This window comes from Gilliamella sp. B2785 (assembly GCF_026537005.1).
GTDB lineage: Bacteria > Pseudomonadota > Gammaproteobacteria > Enterobacterales > Orbaceae > Gilliamella > Gilliamella apicola_E.
The window spans coordinates 79,689-105,457 of the sequence record NZ_JAFNNC010000008.1 but is presented as its reverse complement, the minus strand read 5'-3'; the positions used below and the strand labels follow the sequence as shown (position 1 = coordinate 105,457).

Genomic DNA, 25,769 nt, shown 5'->3' with positions numbered 1-25,769 from the left:
GTGAGTTCTGTAACTAACAAGGATTGTCGTGTTGGACAAGTAATTGAGTAAATTGATTTTAAACTTAATCATTAAAAACGATTAAAAACGTCATTAACACCCTAAATTAATATTAAAAAACCCCGTTCCTCAACTTTTTTTATGGTGACCGGGGTTTTTACGTTAAAGCTGAATTTTGTGGAGAAGATATATAACCAAGATCGTTTTATTAAAAATTACCAGCTACCGGAGGCACCACCTCCACCGCTAGAACCTCCACCGCCGCCGCTAAAGTCGCCGCTATCGCTAAAACCACCGCTAGAATCACCAAAATCGTCACTTCCTCCGTGACTATTTCCTCCTTCGCCAGCTCCAGGAGTTAAAAAGTTGCTAACCAGAAGGCTGAAAAAAAATACGACAAACATTATAACAAACAGAAAAAATGCTATCTCAAGTATATATTCCACATGCCAAAGAGTGTATCCAGCAACAGATAATGCGTTAAATAAACCAGTACGAAAACATTGTTTGGTTTTATCTTTACGATACAATAATTTGGCAAGTATAAAACAAATAACGAATGACACCAGCGCATAATAAGCAAAGTTTTCTGTAAATAACCGTTCAACCCTGAGGCCTTGTTCATTATCTTCACATTTCGGGGTAGGATTATCGATTTTTTGTTTCAGCACAGATAAGGCATTATCAATACCTTGATAATAGTTATTTTGTCGAAATTCTGGCGCTAATTGCTCACGAATGATTTTACTGGCCACTAAGTCGGTAATAGTTCCTTCAAGCCCATAACCAACCTCAATTCGCATGAGTTTATCATCTTTAACAATAAGTAATAAAATACCATTGTCTTGTCCTTTTCGACCGATTTTCCATTGAATAAAGACTCTATCTGCGTATTGTTCTACCGTTTCATCATCCAGTTTGGGAATCATTAAAACCGCTATCTGGGCACTATCTGTTCGAGGCTTTTCAAAGCCAATTAGGCTTGATTCTAATGACTCTTTTTGAGAATCGGTTAAAGTTTGAGTCGTGTCGATAACACGATGTGCAAATTCCGGGATGTCAGTTAGCCCATAACAAAACCAACTGAATATTAACAATAAACTACTTAGAAAATATCTTTTCATTATATTTTCTGCCTCATGACTAACAACGCTAAATAAAACTATTATATAGTCAAATCAAAATCTTACTATTAAAACTTAAAGAGTATGATCTTTGTTCATCTCATTACCAACGACCAGATGCACCGCCACCACCACTGTGGCCACCACCGCCGCCGCTAAAGCCGCCGCTATCGCTAAAACCACCGCTAGAATCACCAAAATCGTCACTTCCTCCGCGACTATTTCCTCCTCCGCCAGCTCCGGGAGTTAAAATGCCGCTAGCCATGGTACTTAAACCAAATACGACACACATTATAATAAACATCAAAAATGCTATCTCAAGTATATATTCCACATGCCAAAGAGTGTATCCAGCAACAGATAATGCGTTAAATAAACCAGTACGTAAACATTGTTTGGTTTTATCTTTACGATATAATAATTTGGCAAGTATAAAACAAATAACGAATGACACCAGCGCATAATAAGCAAAGTTTTCTGTAAATAACTGTTCAATCCTAAGGCCTTGTTCATTATCTTCACATTTCGGGGTAGGATTATCGATTTTTTGTTTCAGCACAGATAAGGCATTATCAATACCCTGATAATAGTTATTTTGTCGAAATTGTGGTGCTAATTGCTCACGAATAATTTTACTGGCCACTAAGTCTGTAATAGTTCCTTCAAGCCCATAGCCAACCTCAATTCGCATGAGTTTATCATCTTTAACAATAAGTAATAAAATACCATTGTCTTGTCCTTTTCGACCGATTTTCCATTGAATAAAGACTCTATCTGCGTATTGTTCTACCGTTTCATCATCCAGTTTGGGAATCATTAAAACCGCTATCTGGGCACCATCTGTTCGAGGCTTTTCAAAGCCAATTAGGCTTGATTCTAATGACTCTTTTTGAGAATCGGTTAAAGTATGAGTCGTGTCGATAACACGATGTGCAAATTCCGGGATGTCAGTTAGCCCATAACAAAACCAACTGAATGTTAACAATAAACTACTTAGAAAATATCTTTTCATTATATTTTCTGCCTCATGACTAACAACGCTAAATAAAACTATTATATAGTCAAATCAAAATCTTACTATTAAAACTTAATGAGTATGATCTTTGTTCATCTCATTACCAACGACCAGATGCACCGCCACTGCGGCCGCCACCTCCGCCTCGGCACTCGAATAGCTATATGAAGATCGACTGCTTCTGCCACTCCCGCTACGACTTCTTCTTATGCCGTTTTTACGACTGATAGCGATGAATAACAAGTTAGCAAACACATAATTTATACCAAAAATAAAAACGACATCGGTAAGATATAAGTAACTAAAATCGTGAACATACCAAGTTACAATAAGGAGAAACAAACTATTTGATAGTGATGTGATGATAATGCGTTTAAATTCACTTTTTTCGAATTTAACTGTGAAAACGAACAAACAAAAAAGAAAACACTTTCCAGCTTTGTCGAATAATCCAGTTAAACATCATATCTAACATTTCACTTAACCCAATTCTATAATTATTCTGGGTTTGTTTCTCTGGATGAATTTCATTACCTATTATGACATCTTTTAATACCGAAATTGCATCATTAATACCCTGATAATAGTTCTTTTGCTTAAATTGTGGGGTTTGCTGTTCTCGAATGATGTGGCTAGCGATTGTTGTAAAAAATAAACTGCTATTAATCGATATGATTAAGGCGCATATAGCGCCTTATTTTTTATCCTATTTACCAGCTACCGGAAGCGCCACCGCCACCACTGCGACCACCACCGCCGCCGCTAAAACCGCCACCTCCGCCGAAGCCACCGCTAGAACCACCAAAACCGCCTCCTCCTCGATGATTTCCTCTTCCGCCACCTGCTCCGGGAGTCACAATGCGGCTGGCAATGGTACTCAAAATAAATACCACAAACATGATAAATACTATAATAAATATATCGCGCATATGCCAAAGGGTAAATCCACCAACAGATAGAGCGTTAAATAAACCAGTAAGAAGACATTGATTGGTTTTATCTTTACGATACAATAATTTGGCAAGTATAAGACAAATAACGAATGACACCAGCGCATAATTACTCAACATGGAAGTAAAATCTTCTGATGATAACAAGTTAAAGCCTTGTTCGTTATCTTCACTTTTCGGGGCAGGATTATCGATTTTTTGTTTCAGTGCAGATAAGGCATTATCAATTCCTTGATAATAGTTATTTTGTCGAAATTGTGGTGCTAATTGCTCACGAATAATTTTACTGGCCACTAAGTCGGTAATAGTTCCTTCAAGCCCATAGCCAACCTCAATTCGCATGAGTTTATCATCTTTAACAATAAGTAATAAAATACCATTGTCTTGTCCTTTTCGACCGATTTTCCATTGAATAAAGACTCTATCTGCGTATTGTTCTACCGTTTCATCACCCAGTTTGGGAATCATTAAAACCGCTATCTGGGCACCATCTGTTCGAGGCTTTTCAAAGCCAATTAGGCTTGATTCTAATGACTCTTTTTGAGAATCGGTTAAAGTATGAGTCGTGTCGATAACACGATGTGCAAATTCCGGGATGTCTGTTAGCCCATAACAAAACCAACTGAATATTAACAATAAACTACTTAGAAAATATCTTTTCATTGTATTTTTTGCCTTATGATTAACAACGCTAAATAAAATTTTACTTTTTACAACAAACAGTTAATTGCGATCCATTTAATAAAGCGTTTAGACAAGATATCATTGGTTAACTAAAACTAGTATATAGCCGAATCATAATCTTACTATTAAAACTTAATGAGTATTATCTTTGTTCATCTCATTACCAACGACCAGATGCACCGCCACCACCACTGCGGCCGCCGCCTCCGCCGGTTCGGGAACTTCTACTCGAATGGCTATATGAAGATCGGCTGCTACTGCCACTCCCGCTACGACTTCTTCTAGTGCCATTTTTAAAACTGATAGCGATGAATAACAAGTTAGCAACTACATAATTTATACCAAAAATAAAAACGACATCGGTTAGATATAAGTAAGTAAAACCGTGAACACACCAAGTTACAATTAGAATAAATAAACTATTTGATAGTGATGTAATGATAATGCGTTTAAATACATTTTTTTCGAATTTAACCGTGAAGGCTAAACAAACAAAAAAGGAAAACACTTTCCAGCTTTGTTGAATAATCCAGTTAAACAACATATCTAACATTTCACTTAACCCAATTCTATGATTATTCTGGGTTTGTTTCTCTGGATGAATTTCATTACCTATTGTGACATCTTTTAATACCGAAATTGCATCATTAATACCTTGATAATAATTATTTTGCTTAAATTGTGGAGCTAACTGTTCCCGAATGATGTGGCTAGCAACTAAATCAGTAACAATGCCTTCAAGCCCATACCCCACTTCAATACGCATCTGTCGGTCATCTTTTGCTACTAACAATAAAATACCATTATCCAGCCCTTTTCTTCCAATTTTCCATTGGTTAAAAACTCTCTGCGCGTACTGCTCTATGGTTTCGTTGTCGAGATTTGCGATCATCAAAACCGCTATTTGCGCCCCATCAGTTTTCGAGTGTTCAAATTGAATTAGGCTTGATTCTAAAGACTTGACTTGCGATGCACTTAAAGTATTGGTTGTATCAATAATATGACTATTAAAAGCAGGAATTTCAGTCAAACCATAACTAAACCAACTAAGCATTAACAACATACTAAAGAAAACATATTTTTTCATTATATTTTGACCAAAATGACCTGCAATAGAATAATATTATTACTTTTAAAAAACGCATATCAAAAGCTAATCTACTCTATTTTAGGTTTAAGTAGTATAAGACATCAATGGGTAGAAATGACTATTATATAGCCAGATAACAATTTTGCTATTAACATCAGCTTTTTTTATCAAGTTTTGCCGTCATGGAAATTTGGCACTATTTATTTTGTATTGGGGAAACTTAATAGAGCTTTAGTGTAAAATATTTCTATGAGATCGAGTTGACGTATGGTCATAACTCGATCTTAAAGGAAGAGAATTTCAGTTGATCGATACCAACTGATGATTAACAGCAAACTTAACACTCAATATTTTTTGAGCAATTATGTTTATTGAAAGTTAACTGCGGGTGCATTTGAAATTTCTTTTTCATTATCAACCGTAAATTGCTGTTTAGGTTCTACACCTATAAAGCCAGCAATCCACTTATTTGGTATTTTTCGGATATAAATATTAAACGATTGAACTGCTTGTATATATCGTCCTCTGGCAACTGCGATCCGATTTTCAGTGCCTTCTAACTGGCTCATAAGATCCTGAAAAAGTGAACTGGCTTTAAGATCTGGATAGTTTTCACTGACAGCAATTAAGTGGCTTAAGGCAGTACTTAATTCTGATTGCGCTTGTTGGAATTTAGCAAATAAAGCCGGATCGGTTAGCTGATCAGCGTTGATTTGAATTGAGCCAACTTTACTTCTTGCTTCGGTCACTTGAGTTAACACTTCTTTTTCGTGTGTAGTATAACCTTTAACCGTATTAACTAAACTTGGAGTTAAATCAGCCCGACGCTTATATTGGTTGACAACTTCTGACCATGCAGCTGCTACACCTTCGTCACGAGTTTGGATATCATTGTATCGACTAAAACAAAAAAATGCTCCAACAATAATTAATACCAAAACACATAATAGAAATTTTGATTTCATTGTATATTCCTATAAATAGTTGAATTTATGGATAGCTTAACAAATGAATACATCAAAAAATAGAATTAAAATAAGCTATCTGCGATTTTTAAACACTTATTTATACCTCAAGTTTAAATCTCACTAACAAATTTATACCGATATTTCGATAAAAAGAACAAGCTCTGAAAAAAACAAGGAATGTAAGTTATCAATCTGTGGACTCACTAATATTGAATTGGCTATATTGCAAATTAATATCGCCTTAATCCACACCGTTTAAGATAATTTACTCAATATTATTATAGCCATTTTTATAATGCATGCTATGTATAATCCTAATTTACGCATAAAAAATATACCGCTTATTTTTATTCTTGATCATAAAACTTTTATTAATGATGATTTAGGTAGATTTTACCAATTTATAATAAGCGGTTTATTATTTGATAATTATTTATAATACACTTTCAAAGCATTCTAACTGTGCCGGCTCATAGTAAATATCGTTATTATTTGGTCTATTTCCGGTATTACGATGTGTATGTTTGAATTGTTCTGAGTTTACCCAAGCGTCGAAATCGGCTTTTGATTCCCACTCAGCAAATGATGAAAATAACGTATAATTTTCCTCAGTTTTCCCCTTTAAAAAATAAAAACGATTAAAGCCTTTCATCTCTTTTAAATGGGTATCACGATTACGCCATATTTCAATAAAAGCCTCTTCACTACCTCGTTTTACTTTAAATCGGTTCATGACAATATACATATCAAAACTCCTTTTTTTAAATACACATAAAAAAATAGCACGTGCTTACACGTGCTATTTTAATAACTTAGTCCTACTGACTATTGATTTTCTTCTGCAGAATTGAGTAATTCTGCTAAGTTAGCTGTTGCTTCTTCAGCTGAAACAGTTGGTTGAATTTCATCATCAATAGGCATTGTACGTTTACGCAAACGTTCTTTATGATAAGCATAACCAGTACCAGCTGGAATCAAGCGACCAACAATAACGTTTTCTTTCAAGCCACGAAGCTCATCATTTTTACCAGCTACTGCTGCTTCAGTTAATACGCGAGTCGTTTCTTGGAACGATGCCGCAGAAATAAATGATTCAGTAGTAAGTGATGCTTTAGTAATACCAAGCAAATCATGCAAGTAAACAATTGGCTCTTTACCTTGTGCCTCAAGCTCACGATTAATAATCTTCAAGCGTGAAACTTCAAGTTGTTCGCCGTCAAGTAAACGAGAACCACCCGGATGAATAACTGTCGCTTTACGTAACATCTGACGAACAATAACTTCAATATGTTTATCATTGATTTTTACACCTTGTAAGCGATAAACTTCTTGAACTTCGTTAACGATGTAACGTGTCACTGCATTAACACCACGTAAACGTAAAATGTCATGTGCAGATTCTGGACCGTCAGAAATCACATCACCACGTCCAACTTGTTCGCCTTCAAATACGTTGAGTTGACGCCATTTTGGAATCATCTCTTCATATGGATCACTACCATCTAGTGGAGTGATAATTAAGCGACGTTTACCTTTGGTTTCTTTACCAAACGAGATAATACCATCGATTTCAGCAAGAATTGCTGGCTCTTTAGGTTTACGTGCTTCAAATAAGTCAGCAACGCGCGGTAAACCACCGGTAATATCTTTAGTACCAACCGATGCTTGTGGAATACGTGCAAGTGTATCACCCACATTGATTTCAGCACCATCTTCTAATTGTACTAATGCTTTACCTGGTAAGAAATATTGAGCAAGCATCTCTGTACCTGCAACATAAATATCTTTACCTTTAGCATCAACAATCTTGATTGCTGGACGTAAATCTTTACCAACACCTGTTCGTTCAGCGACATCTAAAATAACAATTGATGATAAACCTGTTAATTCGTCGGTTTGACGGGTGATAGTTTGACCATCAACCATATCAACAAATTTAACAAAGCCTTTCGCTTCAGAGATAACTGGCATAGTATGTGGATCCCAGTTAGCAACTGTTTCACCAGCATCAACCGCTGCACCATTACCTTTAGTTAGAATCGAACCATAAGGAACTTTATAAGTTTCTTTCATTCGACCTAATTCATCGATAATCGTTAATTCAGCATTACGAGATGTAATAACCAGTTTCTTATCTGGGTTAGTTACAAATTTAGCATTAGATAATTTGATGCTACCTTTGTTTTTAACTTGAACACTTGATTCTGCTGCTGCTCGTGATGCCGCACCACCGATATGGAACGTACGCATGGTTAACTGTGTACCTGGCTCACCGATTGATTGAGCAGCGATAACACCGATTGCTTCACCTTTATTTACTAGGTGACCACGGGCTAAGTCACGACCATAACATTTCGCACAAACACCAAAGTCAGTATCACACGAAACAACTGAACGAACTTTAACGCTATCTACAGATTCTTCTTCAAGTAAATCACAATAGTTTTCATCAAGTAGTGTATTACGAGGAATTAAAATATCCGCACTACCTGGTTTCAATACATCTTCTGCTGTTACACGACCTAATACACGTTCACGAAGTGGCTCTTTAACATCTCCACCTTCGATAACTGGTGTCATCACTACGCCTTCTAACGTACCACAGTCATCTTCAATAACGACTAGATCTTGAGCTACGTCAACTAAACGGCGAGTTAAGTAACCTGAGTTCGCAGTTTTTAATGCGGTATCGGCAAGACCTTTACGCGCACCATGGGTCGAGATAAAGTACTGAAGAACGTTTAACCCTTCACGGAAGTTTGCCGTAATTGGTGTTTCGATGATTGAACCATCCGGTTTTGCCATCAATCCACGCATACCAGCTAACTGACGAATTTGAGCTGCAGAACCCCGCGCACCAGAGTCGGCCATCATATAGATGCTGTTAAATGAAGATTGAACTTCTTCTTTACCTTCATGATTGATCACTTTTTCAGTTGATAAGTTATCCATCATCGCTTTAGCAACACGTTCATTGGCTGCTGCCCAGATATCGATAACTTTGTTATAACGTTCACCAGCGGTAACTAAACCTGATTGGAACTGTTCTTGAATTTCAGCAACTTCAATTTCAGCTTCATTGATGATTTGTAATTTTTTAGCTGGAATTTCCATATCATCAATACCAACCGATACACCAGAACGTGCTGCATAAGCAAATCCGGTATACATTACTTGGTCAGCCAAGATAACAGTTTCTTTCATGCCTAATTGGCGATAACAAATATTTAAAATTCGTGAAATCGCCTTTTTACCAAGTGGTTGATTGATGACAGAGAAGCTCATACCTTTAGGCATAATTAACCATAAGATAGCACGACCAACTGTAGTATCAACCACAGAAGTTGTATCTTCCCACTCACCAATACTATTGCGGTGGCTTTCAGTAATACGTACTTTAACTTTAGCATGTAGCTCAACAAGACCTAAGCGATACAGTTTTTCTGCTTCTTTAGGTCCGGTTAAAATCATACCTTCACCTTTCGCATTAACTTTATCACGAGTCATGTAGTAAAGACCTAATACCACGTCCTGAGAAGGAACAATGATAGGTTCACCACTCGCAGGTGAAAGAATGTTGTTGGTTGACATCATTAACGCACGCGCTTCTAATTGCGCTTCTAACGTTAATGGTACATGAACCGCCATTTGGTCACCATCGAAGTCAGCATTGAATGCCGCACAAACTAATGGATGTAACTGAATCGCTTTACCTTCAATTAGGATAGGTTCAAATGCCTGAATACCTAATCGGTGAAGTGTTGGTGCACGGTTTAGTAATACCGGATGCTCACGGATAACTTCATCTAAGATATCCCAAACAATTGCATCTTCACGTTCAACCATTTTCTTGGCTGCTTTAATGGTAGTTGCATAACCACGACGCTCTAATTTACCGTAAATAAATGGTTTGAATAGTTCAAGTGCCATTTTCTTCGGTAAACCACATTGATGTAATCGTAAGTATGGACCTACAGTGATTACTGAACGACCAGAGTAGTCAACACGTTTACCTAATAAGTTTTGACGGAAACGACCTTGCTTACCTTTAATCATATCGGCAAGTGATTTTAATGGACGTTTGTTTGAACCGGTAATTGCACGGCCACGACGACCATTATCAAGTAATGCGTCAACAGATTCTTGTAACATACGTTTTTCGTTACGTACGATGATATCTGGCGCTGCCAAATCTAATAAACGTTTTAAACGGTTATTACGGTTAATCACTCGACGATATAGATCGTTCAAATCTGATGTTGCAAAACGTCCGCCATCTAGTGGTACTAATGGGCGTAAATCGGGTGGCAACACAGGTAATACGTTTAAGATCATCCATTCTGGTTTATTTTCTGATTGAATGAATGCTTCAATAATCTTAATACGTTTAGTCAGTTTTTTACGCTTAGTTTCAGAATTGGTAGTTTCAAGCTCATCACGTAGTGCTTCACATTCAGCTTGCACATCGATATTACGTAGTAATTCTTGAATTGCTTCGGCACCCATACGAGCATCGAATTCATCACCAAACTCTTCTAACGCATCTAAATATTGTTCTTCTGTTAAAATTTGACCGCGTTCTAAGTTTGTCATTCCGCCGTCAAGAACCATAAATGATTCAAAATAAAGCACACGTTCAATGTCACGAAGTGGCATATCTAATAATAGACCAATACGTGATGGTAATGATTTTAAAAACCAGATATGTGCAGTAGGTGATGCAAGCTCAATATGCCCCATACGCTCACGACGTACTTTAGCTTGAGTAACTTCAACACCACATTTTTCACAAATTACACCACGGTGTTTTAAACGTTTATATTTTCCACATAAACATTCATAATCTTTTACTGGTCCAAAAATACGTGCACAAAACAATCCGTCACGTTCCGGTTTGAACGTACGATAGTTAATTGTTTCAGGTTTTTTAACTTCACCAAAAGACCATGAACGAATCATATCAGGAGAAGCAAGGCCTATCTTGATAGCATCAAAATCTTCAGTTTTAGTTTGTGCTTTTAGAAACTTTAGTAAGTCTTTCACAATTGACTCCTATGGAGTTAAACCAATTAGATAACTTATCATTGCTGATAAGTTATCCCTATAAATAGAAATCATTTCAGTTAGTTAAGATTACTCTTCATCTAACTCGATATTAATACCTAACGAACGAATCTCTTTTAATAATACATTAAATGATTCTGGAATCGCAGGCTCCATACGATGATCACCATCTACAATATTTTTATACATCTTAGTACGACCATTCACATCATCTGATTTAACAGTTAACATTTCTTGTAGAGTATAAGCAGCACCATATGCTTCAAGTGCCCATACTTCCATCTCACCGAAACGTTGACCACCAAATTGAGCTTTACCACCCAATGGTTGTTGTGTAACCAGACTATATGAACCTGTAGAACGCGCATGCATCTTATCATCAACTAAGTGATTCAATTTCAGCATATACATGTAACCTACAGTTACTGGACGTTCAAATTGCTCACCTGTACGACCATCAAACAATGTAATTTGACCTGACGTTGGCAAATCACCAAGTTCAAGTAATGCTTTAATTTCTTGCTCTTTTGCACCATCAAAGACTGGCGTTGCAAGAGGCATACCATTACGTAAATTTTGTGCCAATGTCATCACTTCTTGGTCAGTAAATTCAGCAACATTGACTTTCTGTGCTGCCCCTAAACCAAGGTCATAAGCTTTCTGAATGAAATCACGTAATTTAGCTAACTCTTGCTGTTCTTTTAGCATTGCATCGATCTTCTGACCAATACCTTTTGCCGCCATACCTAAGTGAGTTTCTAAAATCTGACCGATATTCATACGAGACGGAACACCAAGTGGATTCAATACGATATCAACTGGACGTCCTTTATCATCATATGGCATATCTTCAATTGGGTTGATTTTAGAGATAACCCCTTTGTTACCATGGCGACCCGCCATCTTATCACCAGGCTGAATTTGACGTTTAACTGCTAAGTAAACTTTAACAATTTTGAGAACTCCAGGTTGTAAATCATCACCTTGAGTAATCTTCATTCGTTTAGCTTCAAGCTTCTTATTAAATTCAGCTTTGATTTCATCATGTTGTTCAGCAAGTTGTTCTAATTGAGCTTGCTTACTTTCATTAGAAATACCAATGGTTAACCATTTTTCACGTGGTAAAGCATCTAATTTGTCAGCTTTAATACCACCAGAAATTAATACATCACGGATACGAGCAAACAATGCTGCTTCTAAAATTTTAAGTTCTTCAGTTAAATCTTTTCTTACTTGCTTGAGTTGCATCTCTTCAATTTCAAGTGCACGTTTGTCTTTTTGTACACCATCACGAGTGAAGACTTGAACATCAATAACCGTACCTGAAACACCATTTGGTACACGTAATGAAGTATCTTTAACATCAGATGCTTTTTCACCGAAAATAGCACGTAGTAATTTCTCTTCTGGTGTTAATTGCGTTTCGCCTTTAGGCGTTACTTTACCAACAAGAATATCACCACCTTTTACTTCAGCGCCGATATAAACAATACCAGACTCATCAAGTTTAGAAAGTGCTGCTTCACCCACATTTGGAATATCAGCAGTAATTTCTTCGGCACCAAGTTTAGTATCACGAGATACACAAGATAGTTCTTGAATATGAATCGAAGTGAAACGGTCATCTTGTACCACTTTTTCAGAGACTAAAATAGAATCCTCAAAGTTATAACCGTTCCATGGCATAAATGCCACGCGCATATTTTGACCAAGTGCTAACTCACCTAAATCCGTTGATGGGCCGTCTGCAAGTACATCGCCACGCTCAACTTTTTCACCTAATTCCACGCATGGAATTTGGTTAATACAAGTATTTTGGTTAGAACGGGTATATTTAGTTAAGTTGTAAATATCAATACCTGTTTCACCGGCATACATTTCATCATCGTTAACGTTAATAACAATACGTGAAGCATCAACATATTGTACTGTACCGCCACGACGAGCAACCGCAGTTACACCTGAGTCAACCGCAACCGCACGTTCCATACCAGTACCAACAAAAGGTTTTTCTGCTTTTAATGTTGGTACAGCTTGACGTTGCATGTTCGCACCCATCAAGGCACGGTTCGCATCATCATGCTCAAGGAATGGGATTAATGAAGCACCAACAGAAACGATTTGTTGTGTTGATACGTCCATATAATGAACTTGTTCCGGGCTATATAAACCAGATTCACCATTTAAACGGCAAGTCACTAAATCTTCTTTAAAGCGACCATCGTCATCAAGATTTGAGTTAGCCTGAGCTATAACAAACTCACTTTCATCGATTGCTGATAAATAGTTAATCTCATCAGTCACAACACCGTCAATCACTCGACGATATGGCGTTTCTAAGAATCCATACTCATTGGTACGTGAATAAACCGCTAATGAGTTAATTAAACCGATGTTTGGACCTTCCGGCGTTTCAATCGGACATACACGACCATAATGTGTAGGATGTACGTCACGCACTTCAAAGCCTGCACGTTCACGAGTTAAACCACCTGGACCTAATGCAGAAATACGACGTTTGTGAGTAATTTCAGATAATGGATTGTTTTGATCCATAAACTGAGATAATTGGCTAGAACCAAAGAACTCACGAATTGCCGCTGAAATTGGTTTAGCATTGATCATATCTTGTGGCATTAATGAATCAAGATCACCTAAAGATAGACGCTCTTTTACAGCTCGTTCAACACGAACTAAACCAATACGGAATTGGTTTTCAGCCATTTCACCAACACTACGGATACGACGATTGCCTAAGTGATCGATATCATCAACTTCACCATGACCATTACGGATGCTGATTAATTTCTTCATTACATCAACGATATCAGCTTTTGTTAAGACGCTTTCGCCTTCAATATCGTCTCGTCCTAAAGAACGATTGAACTTCATACGACCTACCGCTGATAAGTCATAACGTTCGTCGGAGAAGAATAGATTATCAAATAACGCTTCGGCTGCTTCTTTTGTTGGTGGCTCGCCTGGACGCATCATTCGATAAATTTCAACTAATGCACCTAATCGATCACGTGTTGAATCAACATTTAATGTTTCAGAAATAAATGGTCCATGATCTAAATCATTAGTGAATAATGTTTCAATTTTCTTATAACCAGCATTGGTTAATTCAAGTAATAGTTCTAAAGAAATTGGTGTATTGGCAAAAGCAATAACCTCACCAGTTTCTTCATCAACATAATTTTTTGCTAAAACTTTATTTACAATATATTCAACTGGAACGTCGATTTTAGTTACTTTATCTTTTTCAAGCTCACGAATATGACGAGCTGTAATACGACGACCTTTTTCTGCGTAAACTTTGCCTTTAGATTCGATATCAAATAGCGCTGTTTCACCACGTAAACGCTCTGGCACAAGCTCCATTTTTAATTTTGATTTGCCTACTTCGAAAATAGTTTTTTCGAAGAACATATCTAAAATTTCTTCAGTTTCATAACCTAACGCACGTAAAATAATTGTTGCTGGAAGTTTACGACGACGGTCGATACGAGCAAAAAGATTATCTTTTGGATCAAATTCGAAATCAAGCCAAGAGCCACGATAAGGAATAATCCGAGCATTATATAAAACTTTACCAGAAGAGTGCGTTTTACCTTTATCACTGTCAAAGAACACACCTGGACTACGATGTAATTGTGAAACGATAACACGTTCAGTACCGTTAATCACAAAAGTACCATTGTCCGTCATTAAAGGGATTTCGCCCATATAGACGTCTTGCTCTTTAATATCTTTAACTGTTCCTTCTGGCGCATCTTTATCATAAATAACTAAACGTAATTTAACGCGCAATGGTGCTGAGTAAGTGATCCCTCTGATTTGACATTCTTTTACATCAAACACAGGTTCGCCCATTTTAAAGCTTACGTATTGTAACTCAGCGCTACCACTATAACTTTTTATCGGAAATATTGAACGGAATGCGGCTTCTAAGCCATATTGACCTTCTGGGTCTTGCTCAATAAACTTCTGGAACGAATCAAGTTGAATAGAAAGAAGATACGGTATATCCAAGACTTGTGGACGCTTACCAAAATTCTTACGAATTCGTTTTTTCTCGGTATAAGAGTAAACCATTAGTTCCTCAACTTGCTTATCTGCTATTTTAGCATGATTAAATATTCATCAGGGTACTACGAAATGATAACGCCTGACACCTCATCGAAAATATCTATAAATATCAATTGATTAGGCTTAATAAATATATTATTTCTTTATTACTTTTTATTGATAATCTTCAAATAAAATTATTTGACTTATTACAGCGCAAAAAGGCTGGAGGTATAAAACCCCCAGCCGTTTAGCTTGCTATTGATAAACTTACTTAAGTTCGACAACTGCACCAGATTCTTCAAGTGCCTTTTTAAGTTCATCTGCGTCAGCTTTGCTAACACCTTCTTTAACTGTTGCTGGAGCTGATTCAACAAGATCTTTTGCTTCTTTTAAGCCTAAGCCTGTTGCACCACGAACTGCTTTGATAACAGCTACTTTGTTAGCGCCAACATCTTTTAAGATTACATCAAATTCAGATTTTTCTTCAGCTGATTCAGCTGGACCAGCTGCTGCAACTGCTACAGCTGCTGCTGCAGAAACGCCAAATTTTTCTTCCATCATTGATACAAGTTCAACAACATCCATTACAGACATTTCTGCAACTGCATCTAAAATTTGTTCTTTAGTGATAGACATAATATAGTTTCCCAAATTTACATTTTTTTAATTAATAAAATTCACAATCACAGCGCTATTAAGCAGCTTGTTTTTGATCGCGAACCGCTGCAAGAGTACGAACCAATTTGCCAGCTGCGGCTTCTTTCATGGTTGACATCAAGCGAGCTAATGCTTCTTCATAAGTAGGTAATGTTGCTAAGCGATCAATGTTCGCTGCAGTAATTAACTCACCTTCAAAGGCTGCGGCTTTAATCTCAAAATTATCATTTTCTTTTGCAAACGCTTTAAAAATACGCGCAGCAGCACCTGGGTGCTCATTTGAAAATGCAATTAGAGTTGGACCAACAAACGAATCTTTTAAGCACTCGTATTGAGTTCCCTCAACAACACGGCGTAATAAGGTGTTACGAACAACACGCATATAAACACCAGCTTCACGAGCAGATTTACGTAATGCAGTCATGTTTTCTACAGTTACGCCACGAGAGTCAGCTACAACTGCAGATAGCGCACCTTTGGCGATTTCATTAACTTCAGCAACAATTTCTTGTTTATTTTGAAGATTTAGTGCCATTGGTATTGCTCCTGGATTAAACTAGGCAAAGCCTAGAATTATTTAAACTAACTACAAATGTAGTTAGCACAATCACGATGAGCAGAATGCCTGTATTATATCTTATCAGGTTCTGTCACCGTCTACGTAGGAAGATTAAGTAATTAAATATCAATTACACCTACGGTCTTGGACGGGGTCTGGTTAAGGCCAGACACCAACCGATTCTTTGTTTAACAATTAATTAAACAGATGCATTTAAAGTTGCTTGGTCGATAGCAACACCAGCGCCCATTGTAGTAGAAAGACTAACTTTCTTCACAAATACACCTTTTGAAGATGCTGGTTTTGCACGTTTTAATGCAACAAGTAATGCTTCTAAATTCTCTTTAAGCTTATCTGCATCGAAATCAGCTTTACCGATAGTAGTATGGATAATACCATTTTTATCATTACGGTAACGGATTTGACCAGCTTTAGCGTTTTTCACTGCTTCAGCAACGTTAGGTGTTACAGTACCAACTTTAGGGTTTGGCATTAAACCACGTGGCCCTAAAATTTGACCTAATTGACCAACAACACGCATTGCGTCTGGAGATGCAATAACAACATCAAAGTCCATTTCGCCTTTTTTGATTTGATCCGCTAGATCATCCATACCAACTAATTCAGCACCAGCTTCTTTAGCAGCATCAGCGTTTGCACCTTGAGTAAATACAGCAACACGTACACTACGTCCAGTACCGTGAGGAAGAACGATAGCACCACGCACATTTTGATCTGATTTACGTGAATCAATACCTAAATTAACTGCAACATCAACGCTTTCAGTAAATTTAGCAGTAGCAAATTCTTTTAATAAAGCGATTGCTTCATTGATTTCATATTGTTTAGTCGCGTTTACTTTTTCGCGGATAAGTTTAGCTTTCTTAGATAATTTAGCCATGAATTAACCCTCCACTTCCAAGCCCATTGAACGAGCAGTACCTTCAATAGAACGCATCATCGTTTCAATAGTTGCACCATTCATATCAGCAGCTTTCAATTCAGCGATTTCACGAATTTGAGCGCTTGTTACTTTACCTACTTTTTTCTTATTAGGCTCACCAGAACCAGACTTGATTTTAGCTGCTTTCTTTAATAATACAGCCGCAGGAGGAGTCTTAGTTACAAAAGTAAATGAACGGTCAGAATATACTGTAATAACAACAGGAATAGGTAGACCTTTTTCCATGCTTTCTGTTTTAGCGTTAAATGCTTTACAGAATTCCATGATGTTAACACCATGTTGACCAAGTGCTGGACCAACTGGTGGACTAGGATTTGCTGCACCAGCTGCAACTTGCAACTTGATGTAGGCTTGTACTTTTTTTGCCATTTTAGTTTCCTTTTTCTCGGGTGCAAACGCTTCTATTAATCAATAGACAGCTCCCCTAAGTTAAATGAGGGCGAAATTATCCTACAACTAATACAAAAATGCAAGACTTTTTATTAGCGGATAAAATAAAAGCAGGAATAGCCCTGCTTTTATATAATAATGAATGATATTAAAGTACGTCGATCGCATTAAGTTCTTTAAATGCAAGTTCTAAACGAGCAACTAAAGATTCTTGACCTTTACGTAACCATACGCGTGGATCATAATATTTTTTATTTGGAGCATCAACGCCTTCAGGATTACCTAATTGACCTTGAAGGTAAGCTTCATTTGCTTTGTAATATTCTAAAACACCAGCCCAGTTTGCCCATTGCGTATCAGTATCGATGTTCATTTTAACAACACCGTAACTTACTGCTTCTGCAATTTCTTCAGGAGTAGAACCAGAACCACCATGGAACACAAAGTTCAATGATTTAGCTGGTAAATTGAATTTCTCAGATACATATTTTTGAGAGTTATCTAAAATTTTTGGCGTTAATTTAACATTACCTGGTTTATAAACACCATGAACGTTACCGAATGAAGCTGCGATAGTGAAACGTGGGCTAATTGCACTTAAACGCTCATAAGCATAAGCAACATCTTCAGGTTGAGTATAAAGTGCTGAACTATCCATATGGCTATTGTCAACACCATCTTCTTCACCACCAGTACAACCAAGCTCTAATTCTAATGTCATTTTCATTGCTGACATACGAGCAAGATATTGACAACAAATATCAATATTATCTTTTAAAGATTCTTCTGAAAGATCGATCATGTGAGAAGAGAATAGAGGTTTACCCGTTTTAGCAAAGTGAGCTTCACCTGCGTCAAGTAATCCATCAACCCATGGAAGAAGTTTTTTAGCACAGTGGTCGGTATGAACGATAACTGGCACACCATATTTTTCAGCCATAAGGTGAACATGTTTAGCGCCAGAAATTGCACCTAAAACAGCAGTTTCTTGCCCATCTAATTTCAATCCTTTACCTGCGATGAATTGAGCACCACCATTAGAGAATTGAACGATAACAGCAGAACCAACTTTAGCCGCAGTTTCGATTACTGCATTAATTGTATTAGTGTCAACACAGTTAACAGCTGGTAATGCAAAATTATTTTCACGAGCAACTTGAAACACTTTTTGAACATCATCACCGGTTACAACACCAGGTTTAACGACATCAGAAATCTTTGTAGCCATTTTAATACCTATAGATTTATTTATATAAAAATTAAAGGATGAGTGATTGGCTCATCCTTCATATAGAAAATTATTACGCTTTTGCTCTCTCTTCTAGCATTGCAACAGCAGGAAGTTTTTTACCTTCTACAAACTCTAGGAAGGCACCACCACCAGTTGAAATATAAGAGATTTTATCTTCAATACCAAATAAATCAATTGCAGCTAATGTATCACCACCACCTGCGATTGAGAAACCTTGGCTATCAGCAATTGCTTTAGCAACAATCTCGGTACCACGACGGAAATTAGGGAACTCAAATACGCCAACAGGGCCATTCCATAATATAGTTTTGGCTTTTTTGATAATGTCTGCTAATGCTTCAGCTGATTTATCACCTAAATCAAGAATTTGTTCATTCTCTTTTACATCGGCAACTGATTTTTCAGTAGCTGTTGCAGTTTCACTAAATTCTGTTGCTACACGAACATCAGTAGGAACTGGAATATGACAATTAGCCATTAATTTTTTTGCTTCAGGAATTAAATCAGCTTCATAAAGTGATTTACCCACATTATAGCCTTCAGCTGCGATAAATGTATTTGCAATACCACCACCAACAATAATTTGGTCAGCGATTTTTGATAAAGAATCAAGAACAGTCAATTTTGTTGATACTTTAGAACCAGCAACAATCGCAACCATTGGACGAGCTGGATTATCTAACGCTTTACCTAAAGCATCAAGTTCAGCTGCTAATAATGGACCTGCACAAGCAACTGGAGCAAATTTACCAGCGCCATGAGTTGAAGCTTGAGCACGGTGAGCAGTACCAAATGCATCCATTACATAGATATCACAAAGTGCTGCATATTTTTTAGATAAAGTTTCATCATCTTTACCTTCGCCTACATTAAAACGTACGTTTTCAAGAACAACTAGTTCGCCTTCTTTAACGTCAACACCGTTAAGATAATCTTTTACTAGACGAACAGGGAAAGAAACATGTTCTTTTAAATAATCAACCACTGGTTGTAGAGAGAACTCAGGGTTATATTCGCCTTCAGTAGGACGGCCAATATGAGAAGTAACCATTACTTTAGCGCCTTTTTTAATGGCTTCTTCAATAGTCGGTAATGATGCTTTAATTCGAGCATCAGAAGTAACCTTACCATTTTTGACCGGCACATTAAGATCTGAGCGAATAAATAAACGTTTCCCTTTTAGATCAAGATCTTGCATTCTAATGATAGACATGAGACTTCCTCTTTTAAATATAAAAACAATAAAATTTTTGCTATTCTAACATAAAATTTCTTTTTAGGTTACATCCATTATCGGTTATATAGTAAACATTTAGTAGAAATTAGTAATTTATACTATATAGGAAATTTTTTTATGTAACAGCATTGACAATAGAAAGAAAATCAGGCATATTTCCCCGCCTTATTAATATGTATTTTTTATCTAAACTTGGGAGTTGACTTTGGCTAATATCAAATCAGCTAAGAAGCGTGCGGTTCAGTCCGAAAAACGCCGTAAACATAATGCTAGTAACCGTTCAATGATGCGTACTTATATTAAAAAAGTTTACGCAGCTGTAGCAGCTGGTGATAAACAAACAGCTGAAGTAGCATTCAAAGACATGCAAGCAGTTGTTGACCGTCAAGCGGCTCGTGGTCTAATCCACAAAAACAAAGCAGCACGTCATAAAGCGAATTTAATTAAACAGATTAAAGCATTAGCTTAATTTTCTAATCTGTTGACAATAGAGTTAAAGAAAATTAAAAAAAAGTGGTGTAAGCCACTTTTTTTATTTATATACTATTATTTAAATTTATGTGAATAAAAGAAAAGAGAGCGTATTGTGGTTCAGCGTGATTATGTAAGAAAAAAGAGCCAATCAAAAGGAAAAGCTAAAAAAAATAAGTCACGATTATTCCCATCTTTAATGATATTCCTTGCAATCATCATTATTATTTTGTTTTCTTCTATTCTATATTATCTTTCAACCAATTCTTCTGAAAAACCAGTTGAAAAACCAAAAGTCAAAACTGAATCTCCAGCAATAACCCTGCCGGAAAAACCACAAGAACGCTGGACTTACCTTAAAGAATTGGAAACACCAAATGCTAGTAGCAACTCAAATAAAATGGCAAGTGAACGGCAACAAATATTAGATAGCTTTATGAATAACACCACGACCACATCGACTATATCATCAAGTAATGATAATAATAAATGGTTACTACAATGTGGTGCTTTTAAAGATAAAACAAATGCAGATACATTAAAAGCATCTTTGGCAATGACCGGTATTAGTGGTAACATATCTTTAAGTCAGCAGTTATATCGAGTTACCGTTGGGCCTTATACAAATAAAGGTGATGTGCAAAAAGCATTAAACACTTTAAAAACGAATGGAATTAATAACTGTATTATTTCTAATTAAATAAGATATATTATGAATATACTTAAGCATATACAGACCTTTTTGGTAATGTTATGGTCTCGTATAAATCATGATCGTTTAACCTCATCCTCGGCAGAACTAGCTTATACGACAATACTTGCATTAGTCCCATTAATAACTGTTGTGTTTTCTTTACTTTCTGCGTTTCCTATGTTTAATGAAGTTAGCCAATCATTAAAACAGCTCATTTATAGCAATCTTGTCCCTACTGCAAGTGACACCATTCAAAATTACCTAGAACAATTTATTGCCAATACAAAAAAAATGACATTTATCGGAATTATCGGTTTAATAGTAACATCATTACTACTTATTAATTCTATTAATAATGCACTAAACCGTATCTGGCAAACCAAACGTAAACGTTCATTCATGTATAACTTAACCATGTATTGGACAATTTTAACATTAGGTCCTATTTTAGTTGGCTCAAGTGTTGCAGTAAGTTCTTATATATTTTCCCTAAAATGGTTATCGAATGCTGCTAGTGGTGATCTCCTACTAAGTACTTTACCATTTATCATATCGGTTGTTGGATTTTGGTTGCTCTACAGCATTATTCCAACTGAATCAATTCCATTTAAAGAAGCAGCAATTGGTGCGTTAGTTGCAGCAATATTATTCGAAATTGGTAAACGTGCTTTTGCGCTGTATGTTACTTCTTTTCCGACTTATCAACTTATTTATGGGGTAGTTTCCTCAATTCCCATTATGTTAGTTTGGATCTACTGCTCATGGTGTATTGTTTTGTTTGGCGCCGAATTTGCAGCAACACTCGCTGACTATAATAAACAACAAAAAGCGCTATTAAAGCCCCAATCTTAACTGGAATAATATAAATTATGATTGCCTTAATCCAACGTGTAAAACAAGCATCGGTTTCTGTTGATAATCAAATTATTGGTCAAATCGATCAGGGATTACTTGTTTTACTCGGTGTTGAACAAGATGACAACGAGCAAAAAGCAATACGCTTGAGTGAAAAAGTACTCGGCTATCGTATTTTCAGTGATATTAATGACAAAATGAATCTCAATGTTCAGCAAATAAATGGAAAATTGTTGGTTGTTTCTCAATTCACCCTGGTCGCTGATACTCAAAAAGGTATGCGCCCAAGTTTCACAAAAGGAGCTCCACCCGATAAAGCTAATGAACTTTATCAATTTTTTGTTAGACAATGTCAGCAACAAATTGAGACACAAACTGGACAATTTGCCGCTGACATGCAGGTTTCTCTTATTAACGATGGACCCGTAACTTTTTGGCTACAAGTTTAAAAATTATTTTACTTTATTTAGCCATTCTAAAGATGTGTTATTATCAGTAAGACCCAGTTTACTCAGCTTATTTTCATAAAACTGTTTTACCTCGTCCCAACGGTAGTACGGATAATTATCGGTTTTCAATGGTAAATGCACTTCTCTTTCATTTAACATCACTTTGATTAAAATGGGTTGATGGGGTTGATTGCTTTGGTAAAAAATCCATTGAATATTAGCGCCCATAGGAATAATTTTTTCTGCTTGCCAAACGAATGGATAATCCGCGACTAAGTTAACAGCAGTATAAGTGCCTTCAAGTTCAAGCAATGTTGCTAATGGCGAAATAGTTTCAGCATGAGCAAACCGTAAATTAGCATCAATATTTTTATCAGTTATTGCCTTATCAGCTGTTTTTAACATATCCAACAATAATGGCGCAGCAATTTTAATCTGGATACCATTCGCATCAAACGCTGGACCAATTTGTAAAAAATTTTTAGAAGTGACTACCGTGTCAAACCATGATAACTGATTTTTAGTGAAATAAAGGCTAAAATCAAGATGGTTATCAGCTAAAATTTCAGGAGAAAATGATAATAACTCCTGATAAAGTTGATAAACTGCAATGACAAAATCTGCTGTTTTAATTGAAGATTTTTCAGGTAAAGAAATCCCATTATTCAACTCATTACAAAAGCCTTGAGTAAATATCAAACTTGCAACATTTTGACTCATCTCTACTGTTTTAGTCGAATTTTCTAGCGATTTTAAGGCATTTTTAACACTTTTACTCTTTTTATATTCTTTATAAGTCGGAGAATATTCAAAAAAACGTAATAGAGTTTGTTGATCTTCTGGTTGTTGATAAATATTGATATCAGAATAGTTATTTTTAAATGTTTTAATAAAAATTTCTGCTGTTTCTTTAGCTCTTGGTGAGGTTGATGATATCACTTCGATTTTTTGTCCTTTAAAAACCGTTGGGTTATTGGCTAACATGCGTTGACTAATTAAACTAATATCTTTTCGACCAAGATCAGTAAGCTGACCATAATGATTTTTATTCAATGCTTTAATACGAATAATTTGCCTTAATAATGATTTTCCCATTTCGGTTAATTGATTATTTTTATCAGCTAAAATTAATACGTTATAAGCAATATCTTCATATTTAGGTTTACTAATATAACGTGAACCATGCCGACCAATATGATCAATATAAAATGCTTGATATCCATCTGGTGCAGGAGTCTGTTGTTTATCATACTGATACGCGGTCTTTGAACCTGATGTTATCATTTCTGCAAAACTTAATGGTGAAAACATCAGTAAACTGATGACTAAGATTAAAAATTGGATAAAAAAAGATTGTTTTATAAAAGACATAATGACTCCTACCTAATAATATAAGAGCAAAATAACAAGAGCGTGCTTTTAAAGCATTTTATACCATTAATCACATAATTTAACTGAAAATCATACAATTATTTTTAGAATACTCTTTCAATTTTTTAAAAAAAGATTATCTTATTAGCTACTTTTTATAACTCATTTAACTGCTTTAAAACATAATGAAATTATATGGCCTTTCTGGTATTAAAATAAGCTGTGCGTTTATATCTGCATGCATAAATACTCCTTACAACACAACTCGTTTTCTTAAAGATTTAATTGCCGGAATAACGGTTGGCATTATTGCTATCCCGCTTGCTATGGCTTTAGCTATTGCAAGTGGTGTTGCCCCTCAACATGGCCTCTATACCGCAATTATAGCAGGCTTCGTGATAGCTCTCACTGGAGGATCACGTTTTAGTGTTTCCGGCCCAACTGCGGCGTTTGTGGTCATTCTATATCCTGTTTCCATACAATTTGGCTTATCAGGTCTATTAATTGCCACTCTACTTTCAGGCATTTTTTTAATATTGATGGGTGTAATTCGTTTAGGTCGATTAATCGAATACATTCCTCTACCAGTGGTGCTAGGTTTTACTTCTGGTATTGCAATAACCATCGCCACCATGCAGATAAAAGATTTTTTTGGCTTAACACTAGAACACATGCCAGAAAATTATGTTAATAAAGTTATTGAACTAGTTAAAGCTTTTCCAACCATTAATATCGCAGATACCTTTGTTGGCTTAGTTACACTGATTGTTTTAATCATGTGGCCAAAATTTCGAGTAAAAATATCTGGCCATTTACCGGCTTTAATTGCTGGTATACTAACCATGTTAGTATTCAATCAATTTGGCTATCAAATCGAAACAATCGGTTCACGATTCACTTATACATTAGCCGATAACACTGTTGGTCATGGTATTCCGCCTGTTTTACCAGAATTTATCTTACCATGGGAACATGCAAGTTTCACATGGGATTGGTCAACAATAACCGCTTTAATTCCAATCTCATTAACGATGGCTATGTTATGTGCGATTGAATCACTACTATGCGCAGTTGTATTAGATGAAATGACCCATACCAAACATCATTCAAATAGCGAACTGATTGGCCAAGGTTTAGGAAATATCATTGCGCCATTTTTTGGTGGCATTTCAGCAACAGCGGCTATTGCGCGTTCAGCGGCAAATGTCAAAGCGGGCGCAACATCGCCAATTGCCGCCGTATTGCATTCATTAATCGTATTATTGGCACTTATCTGTTTTGCCCCACTTTTATCATTTATTCCATTATCAGCTATGGCAGCATTATTATTAATTGTTGCATGGAATATGAGTGCCATTCAACGCGTTATCTACATTATTAAATGCGCACCTAAAGACGATATCATGATCATGCTTATTTGCATGTCCCTTACCGTATTATTCGACATGGTAATCGCTATTACGCTTGGAATTGTATTAGCCTCAATACTGTTTATGCGTCGTATTGCTAGTATGACTCGTTTGGTCGAATTGAACCAAAGCAATGAAAAGACGTTAGTGCTAAGAATTAATGGTCCATTATTCTTTGCGGCTGCTGAACGGACTTTTTTAGAGTTATACCAAAAAATCAATGGTTATCAACATATTGTTTTACAATGGGATGCGGTACCTATCCTAGATGCAGGAGGCTTAAATGCACTTATCCATTTTATTGATGAATTACCAGAGTCAGTTGATCTATCTATTTGCGAATTGCAATTCCAACCATTAAAAACCTTAGCTCGGGCGAGAATTGTACCTGTATCAAATAAATTAATGTTTTATTCAACTTTAGATGAAGCACTGAAAGATAAAATTTAATATCAAAATTGATTTTATTATATTGATTAAATATTATACTTA

Annotated in this window: 20 protein-coding genes; 5 read left to right on the top strand and 15 right to left on the bottom strand. The window is 36.2% G+C overall.

Features of this window, described 5'->3' with window-relative positions; translation table 11 throughout:
• Nucleotides 1-215 precede the first annotated feature (215 nt).
• The 14 genes from J3U24_RS10055 to pgk all read right to left on the bottom strand — a co-directional run bounded on the left by J3U24_RS10055 (nucleotide 216) and on the right by pgk (nucleotide 20,004).
• Entirely contained in the window at nucleotides 216-1,124 is a 909-nt protein-coding gene (locus tag J3U24_RS10055; protein ID WP_267337643.1) for a TPM domain-containing protein, read from the bottom strand.
• A 103-nt stretch (nucleotides 1,125-1,227) separates the two neighbouring features.
• Nucleotides 1,228-2,136: a TPM domain-containing protein gene (locus tag J3U24_RS10050; RefSeq protein WP_267337644.1), complete on the bottom strand. Its 909-nt coding sequence runs from the start codon at nucleotides 2,134-2,136 to the stop codon at nucleotides 1,228-1,230.
• A gap of 713 nt (nucleotides 2,137-2,849) precedes the next feature.
• Nucleotides 2,850-3,752, bottom strand: coding sequence for a TPM domain-containing protein (locus J3U24_RS10045; protein ID WP_267337645.1), 903 nt, complete (start codon nucleotides 3,750-3,752; stop codon nucleotides 2,850-2,852).
• A gap of 181 nt (nucleotides 3,753-3,933) precedes the next feature.
• Nucleotides 3,934-4,860: a TPM domain-containing protein gene (locus tag J3U24_RS10040; protein WP_267337646.1), complete on the bottom strand. Its 927-nt coding sequence runs from the start codon at nucleotides 4,858-4,860 to the stop codon at nucleotides 3,934-3,936.
• 371 nt (nucleotides 4,861-5,231) lie between these two features.
• Nucleotides 5,232-5,828, bottom strand: a complete 597-nt coding sequence (locus J3U24_RS10035) for a LemA family protein (protein ID WP_065561819.1) — start codon at nucleotides 5,826-5,828, stop codon at nucleotides 5,232-5,234.
• Nucleotides 5,829-6,264: 436 nt separating this feature from the next.
• Nucleotides 6,265-6,576, bottom strand: coding sequence for an antibiotic biosynthesis monooxygenase family protein (locus tag J3U24_RS10030; RefSeq protein WP_065735208.1), 312 nt, complete (start codon nucleotides 6,574-6,576; stop codon nucleotides 6,265-6,267).
• A gap of 80 nt (nucleotides 6,577-6,656) precedes the next feature.
• The gene (gene rpoC / locus J3U24_RS10025) at nucleotides 6,657-10,874 is read right to left on the bottom strand and encodes a DNA-directed RNA polymerase subunit beta' (protein ID WP_065561817.1); all 4,218 of its coding nucleotides are present in this window, start codon (nucleotides 10,872-10,874) and stop codon (nucleotides 6,657-6,659) included.
• A 90-nt stretch (nucleotides 10,875-10,964) separates the two neighbouring features.
• A complete protein-coding gene (gene rpoB / locus J3U24_RS10020; protein WP_267331018.1) occupies nucleotides 10,965-14,993 on the bottom strand; it encodes a DNA-directed RNA polymerase subunit beta in 4,029 nt (1,342 codons plus the stop codon).
• Nucleotides 14,994-15,236: 243 nt separating this feature from the next.
• Nucleotides 15,237-15,605, bottom strand: coding sequence for a 50S ribosomal protein L7/L12 (gene rplL, locus J3U24_RS10015; protein WP_065561815.1), 369 nt, complete (start codon nucleotides 15,603-15,605; stop codon nucleotides 15,237-15,239).
• A 58-nt stretch (nucleotides 15,606-15,663) separates the two neighbouring features.
• Entirely contained in the window at nucleotides 15,664-16,161 is a 498-nt protein-coding gene (rplJ, locus tag J3U24_RS10010; RefSeq protein WP_065561814.1) for a 50S ribosomal protein L10, read from the bottom strand.
• Between the two features lie 223 nt (nucleotides 16,162-16,384).
• Nucleotides 16,385-17,086, bottom strand: a complete 702-nt coding sequence (gene rplA / locus J3U24_RS10005) for a 50S ribosomal protein L1 (protein ID WP_065561813.1) — start codon at nucleotides 17,084-17,086, stop codon at nucleotides 16,385-16,387.
• Between the two features lie 3 nt (nucleotides 17,087-17,089).
• Nucleotides 17,090-17,518, bottom strand: a complete 429-nt coding sequence (gene rplK / locus J3U24_RS10000; protein WP_034884321.1) for a 50S ribosomal protein L11 — start codon at nucleotides 17,516-17,518, stop codon at nucleotides 17,090-17,092.
• 169 nt (nucleotides 17,519-17,687) lie between these two features.
• On the bottom strand, nucleotides 17,688-18,767 hold the full coding sequence (gene fbaA, locus J3U24_RS09995; RefSeq protein ID WP_065561812.1) for a class II fructose-bisphosphate aldolase: 1,080 nt from the start codon (nucleotides 18,765-18,767) through the stop codon (nucleotides 17,688-17,690).
• A gap of 73 nt (nucleotides 18,768-18,840) precedes the next feature.
• Nucleotides 18,841-20,004 carry a phosphoglycerate kinase gene (gene pgk, locus J3U24_RS09990; RefSeq protein ID WP_065561811.1) on the bottom strand — a complete coding sequence of 388 codons (1,164 nt, stop codon included), beginning with the start codon at nucleotides 20,002-20,004 and terminating at the stop codon, nucleotides 18,841-18,843.
• Nucleotides 20,005-20,233: 229 nt separating this feature from the next.
• On the opposite strand from pgk, the gene rpsT reads away from it, so the two are divergent.
• The 4 genes from rpsT (at nucleotide 20,234) to dtd (ending at nucleotide 22,497) form a co-directional block, all read left to right on the top strand.
• Entirely contained in the window at nucleotides 20,234-20,497 is a 264-nt protein-coding gene (gene rpsT / locus J3U24_RS09985; protein WP_025316521.1) for a 30S ribosomal protein S20, read from the top strand.
• A gap of 117 nt (nucleotides 20,498-20,614) precedes the next feature.
• Complete coding sequence (locus tag J3U24_RS09980) at nucleotides 20,615-21,199, top strand: SPOR domain-containing protein (protein ID WP_065735209.1); 585 nt, start codon at nucleotides 20,615-20,617, stop codon at nucleotides 21,197-21,199.
• Between the two features lie 12 nt (nucleotides 21,200-21,211).
• On the top strand, nucleotides 21,212-22,045 hold the full coding sequence (locus tag J3U24_RS09975; protein WP_065735210.1) for a virulence factor BrkB family protein: 834 nt from the start codon (nucleotides 21,212-21,214) through the stop codon (nucleotides 22,043-22,045).
• A 17-nt stretch (nucleotides 22,046-22,062) separates the two neighbouring features.
• The gene (dtd, locus tag J3U24_RS09970) at nucleotides 22,063-22,497 is read left to right on the top strand and encodes a D-aminoacyl-tRNA deacylase (protein WP_267337647.1); all 435 of its coding nucleotides are present in this window, start codon (nucleotides 22,063-22,065) and stop codon (nucleotides 22,495-22,497) included.
• Nucleotides 22,498-22,500: 3 nt separating this feature from the next.
• Here dtd and J3U24_RS09965 read toward each other — a convergent pair whose 3' ends face one another.
• Nucleotides 22,501-23,868 carry a histidine-type phosphatase gene (locus J3U24_RS09965; RefSeq protein WP_267337648.1) on the bottom strand — a complete coding sequence of 456 codons (1,368 nt, stop codon included), beginning with the start codon at nucleotides 23,866-23,868 and terminating at the stop codon, nucleotides 22,501-22,503.
• A 185-nt stretch (nucleotides 23,869-24,053) separates the two neighbouring features.
• Between J3U24_RS09965 and dauA the strand changes: the two genes are divergently transcribed.
• Nucleotides 24,054-25,727 carry a C4-dicarboxylic acid transporter DauA gene (dauA, locus tag J3U24_RS09960; RefSeq protein WP_065735213.1) on the top strand — a complete coding sequence of 558 codons (1,674 nt, stop codon included), beginning with the start codon at nucleotides 24,054-24,056 and terminating at the stop codon, nucleotides 25,725-25,727.
• Nucleotides 25,728-25,769: the final 42 nt, after the last annotated feature.

Coding starts and splice junctions, on each gene's coding strand:
- J3U24_RS10055 (WP_267337643.1), bottom strand. CDS start 1,124: ATGAAAAGATATTTTCTAAGTAGTTTATTGTTAATATTCAGTTGGTTT.
- J3U24_RS10050 (WP_267337644.1), bottom strand. CDS start 2,136: ATGAAAAGATATTTTCTAAGTAGTTTATTGTTAACATTCAGTTGGTTT.
- J3U24_RS10045 (WP_267337645.1), bottom strand. CDS start 3,752: ATGAAAAGATATTTTCTAAGTAGTTTATTGTTAATATTCAGTTGGTTT.
- J3U24_RS10040 (WP_267337646.1), bottom strand. CDS start 4,860: ATGAAAAAATATGTTTTCTTTAGTATGTTGTTAATGCTTAGTTGGTTT.
- J3U24_RS10035 (WP_065561819.1), bottom strand. CDS start 5,828: ATGAAATCAAAATTTCTATTATGTGTTTTGGTATTAATTATTGTTGGA.
- J3U24_RS10030 (WP_065735208.1), bottom strand. CDS start 6,576: ATGTATATTGTCATGAACCGATTTAAAGTAAAACGAGGTAGTGAAGAG.
- rpoB (WP_267331018.1), bottom strand. CDS start 14,993: ATGGTTTACTCTTATACCGAGAAAAAACGAATTCGTAAGAATTTTGGT.
- rplL (WP_065561815.1), bottom strand. CDS start 15,605: ATGTCTATCACTAAAGAACAAATTTTAGATGCAGTTGCAGAAATGTCT.
- rplJ (WP_065561814.1), bottom strand. CDS start 16,161: ATGGCACTAAATCTTCAAAATAAACAAGAAATTGTTGCTGAAGTTAAT.
- rplA (WP_065561813.1), bottom strand. CDS start 17,086: ATGGCTAAATTATCTAAGAAAGCTAAACTTATCCGCGAAAAAGTAAAC.
- rplK (WP_034884321.1), bottom strand. CDS start 17,518: ATGGCAAAAAAAGTACAAGCCTACATCAAGTTGCAAGTTGCAGCTGGT.
- fbaA (WP_065561812.1), bottom strand. CDS start 18,767: ATGGCTACAAAGATTTCTGATGTCGTTAAACCTGGTGTTGTAACCGGT.
- pgk (WP_065561811.1), bottom strand. CDS start 20,004: ATGTCTATCATTAGAATGCAAGATCTTGATCTAAAAGGGAAACGTTTA.
- J3U24_RS09975 (WP_065735210.1), top strand. CDS start 21,212: ATGAATATACTTAAGCATATACAGACCTTTTTGGTAATGTTATGGTCT.
- dtd (WP_267337647.1), top strand. CDS start 22,063: ATGATTGCCTTAATCCAACGTGTAAAACAAGCATCGGTTTCTGTTGAT.
- J3U24_RS09965 (WP_267337648.1), bottom strand. CDS start 23,868: ATGTCTTTTATAAAACAATCTTTTTTTATCCAATTTTTAATCTTAGTC.
- dauA (WP_065735213.1), top strand. CDS start 24,054: ATGAAATTATATGGCCTTTCTGGTATTAAAATAAGCTGTGCGTTTATA.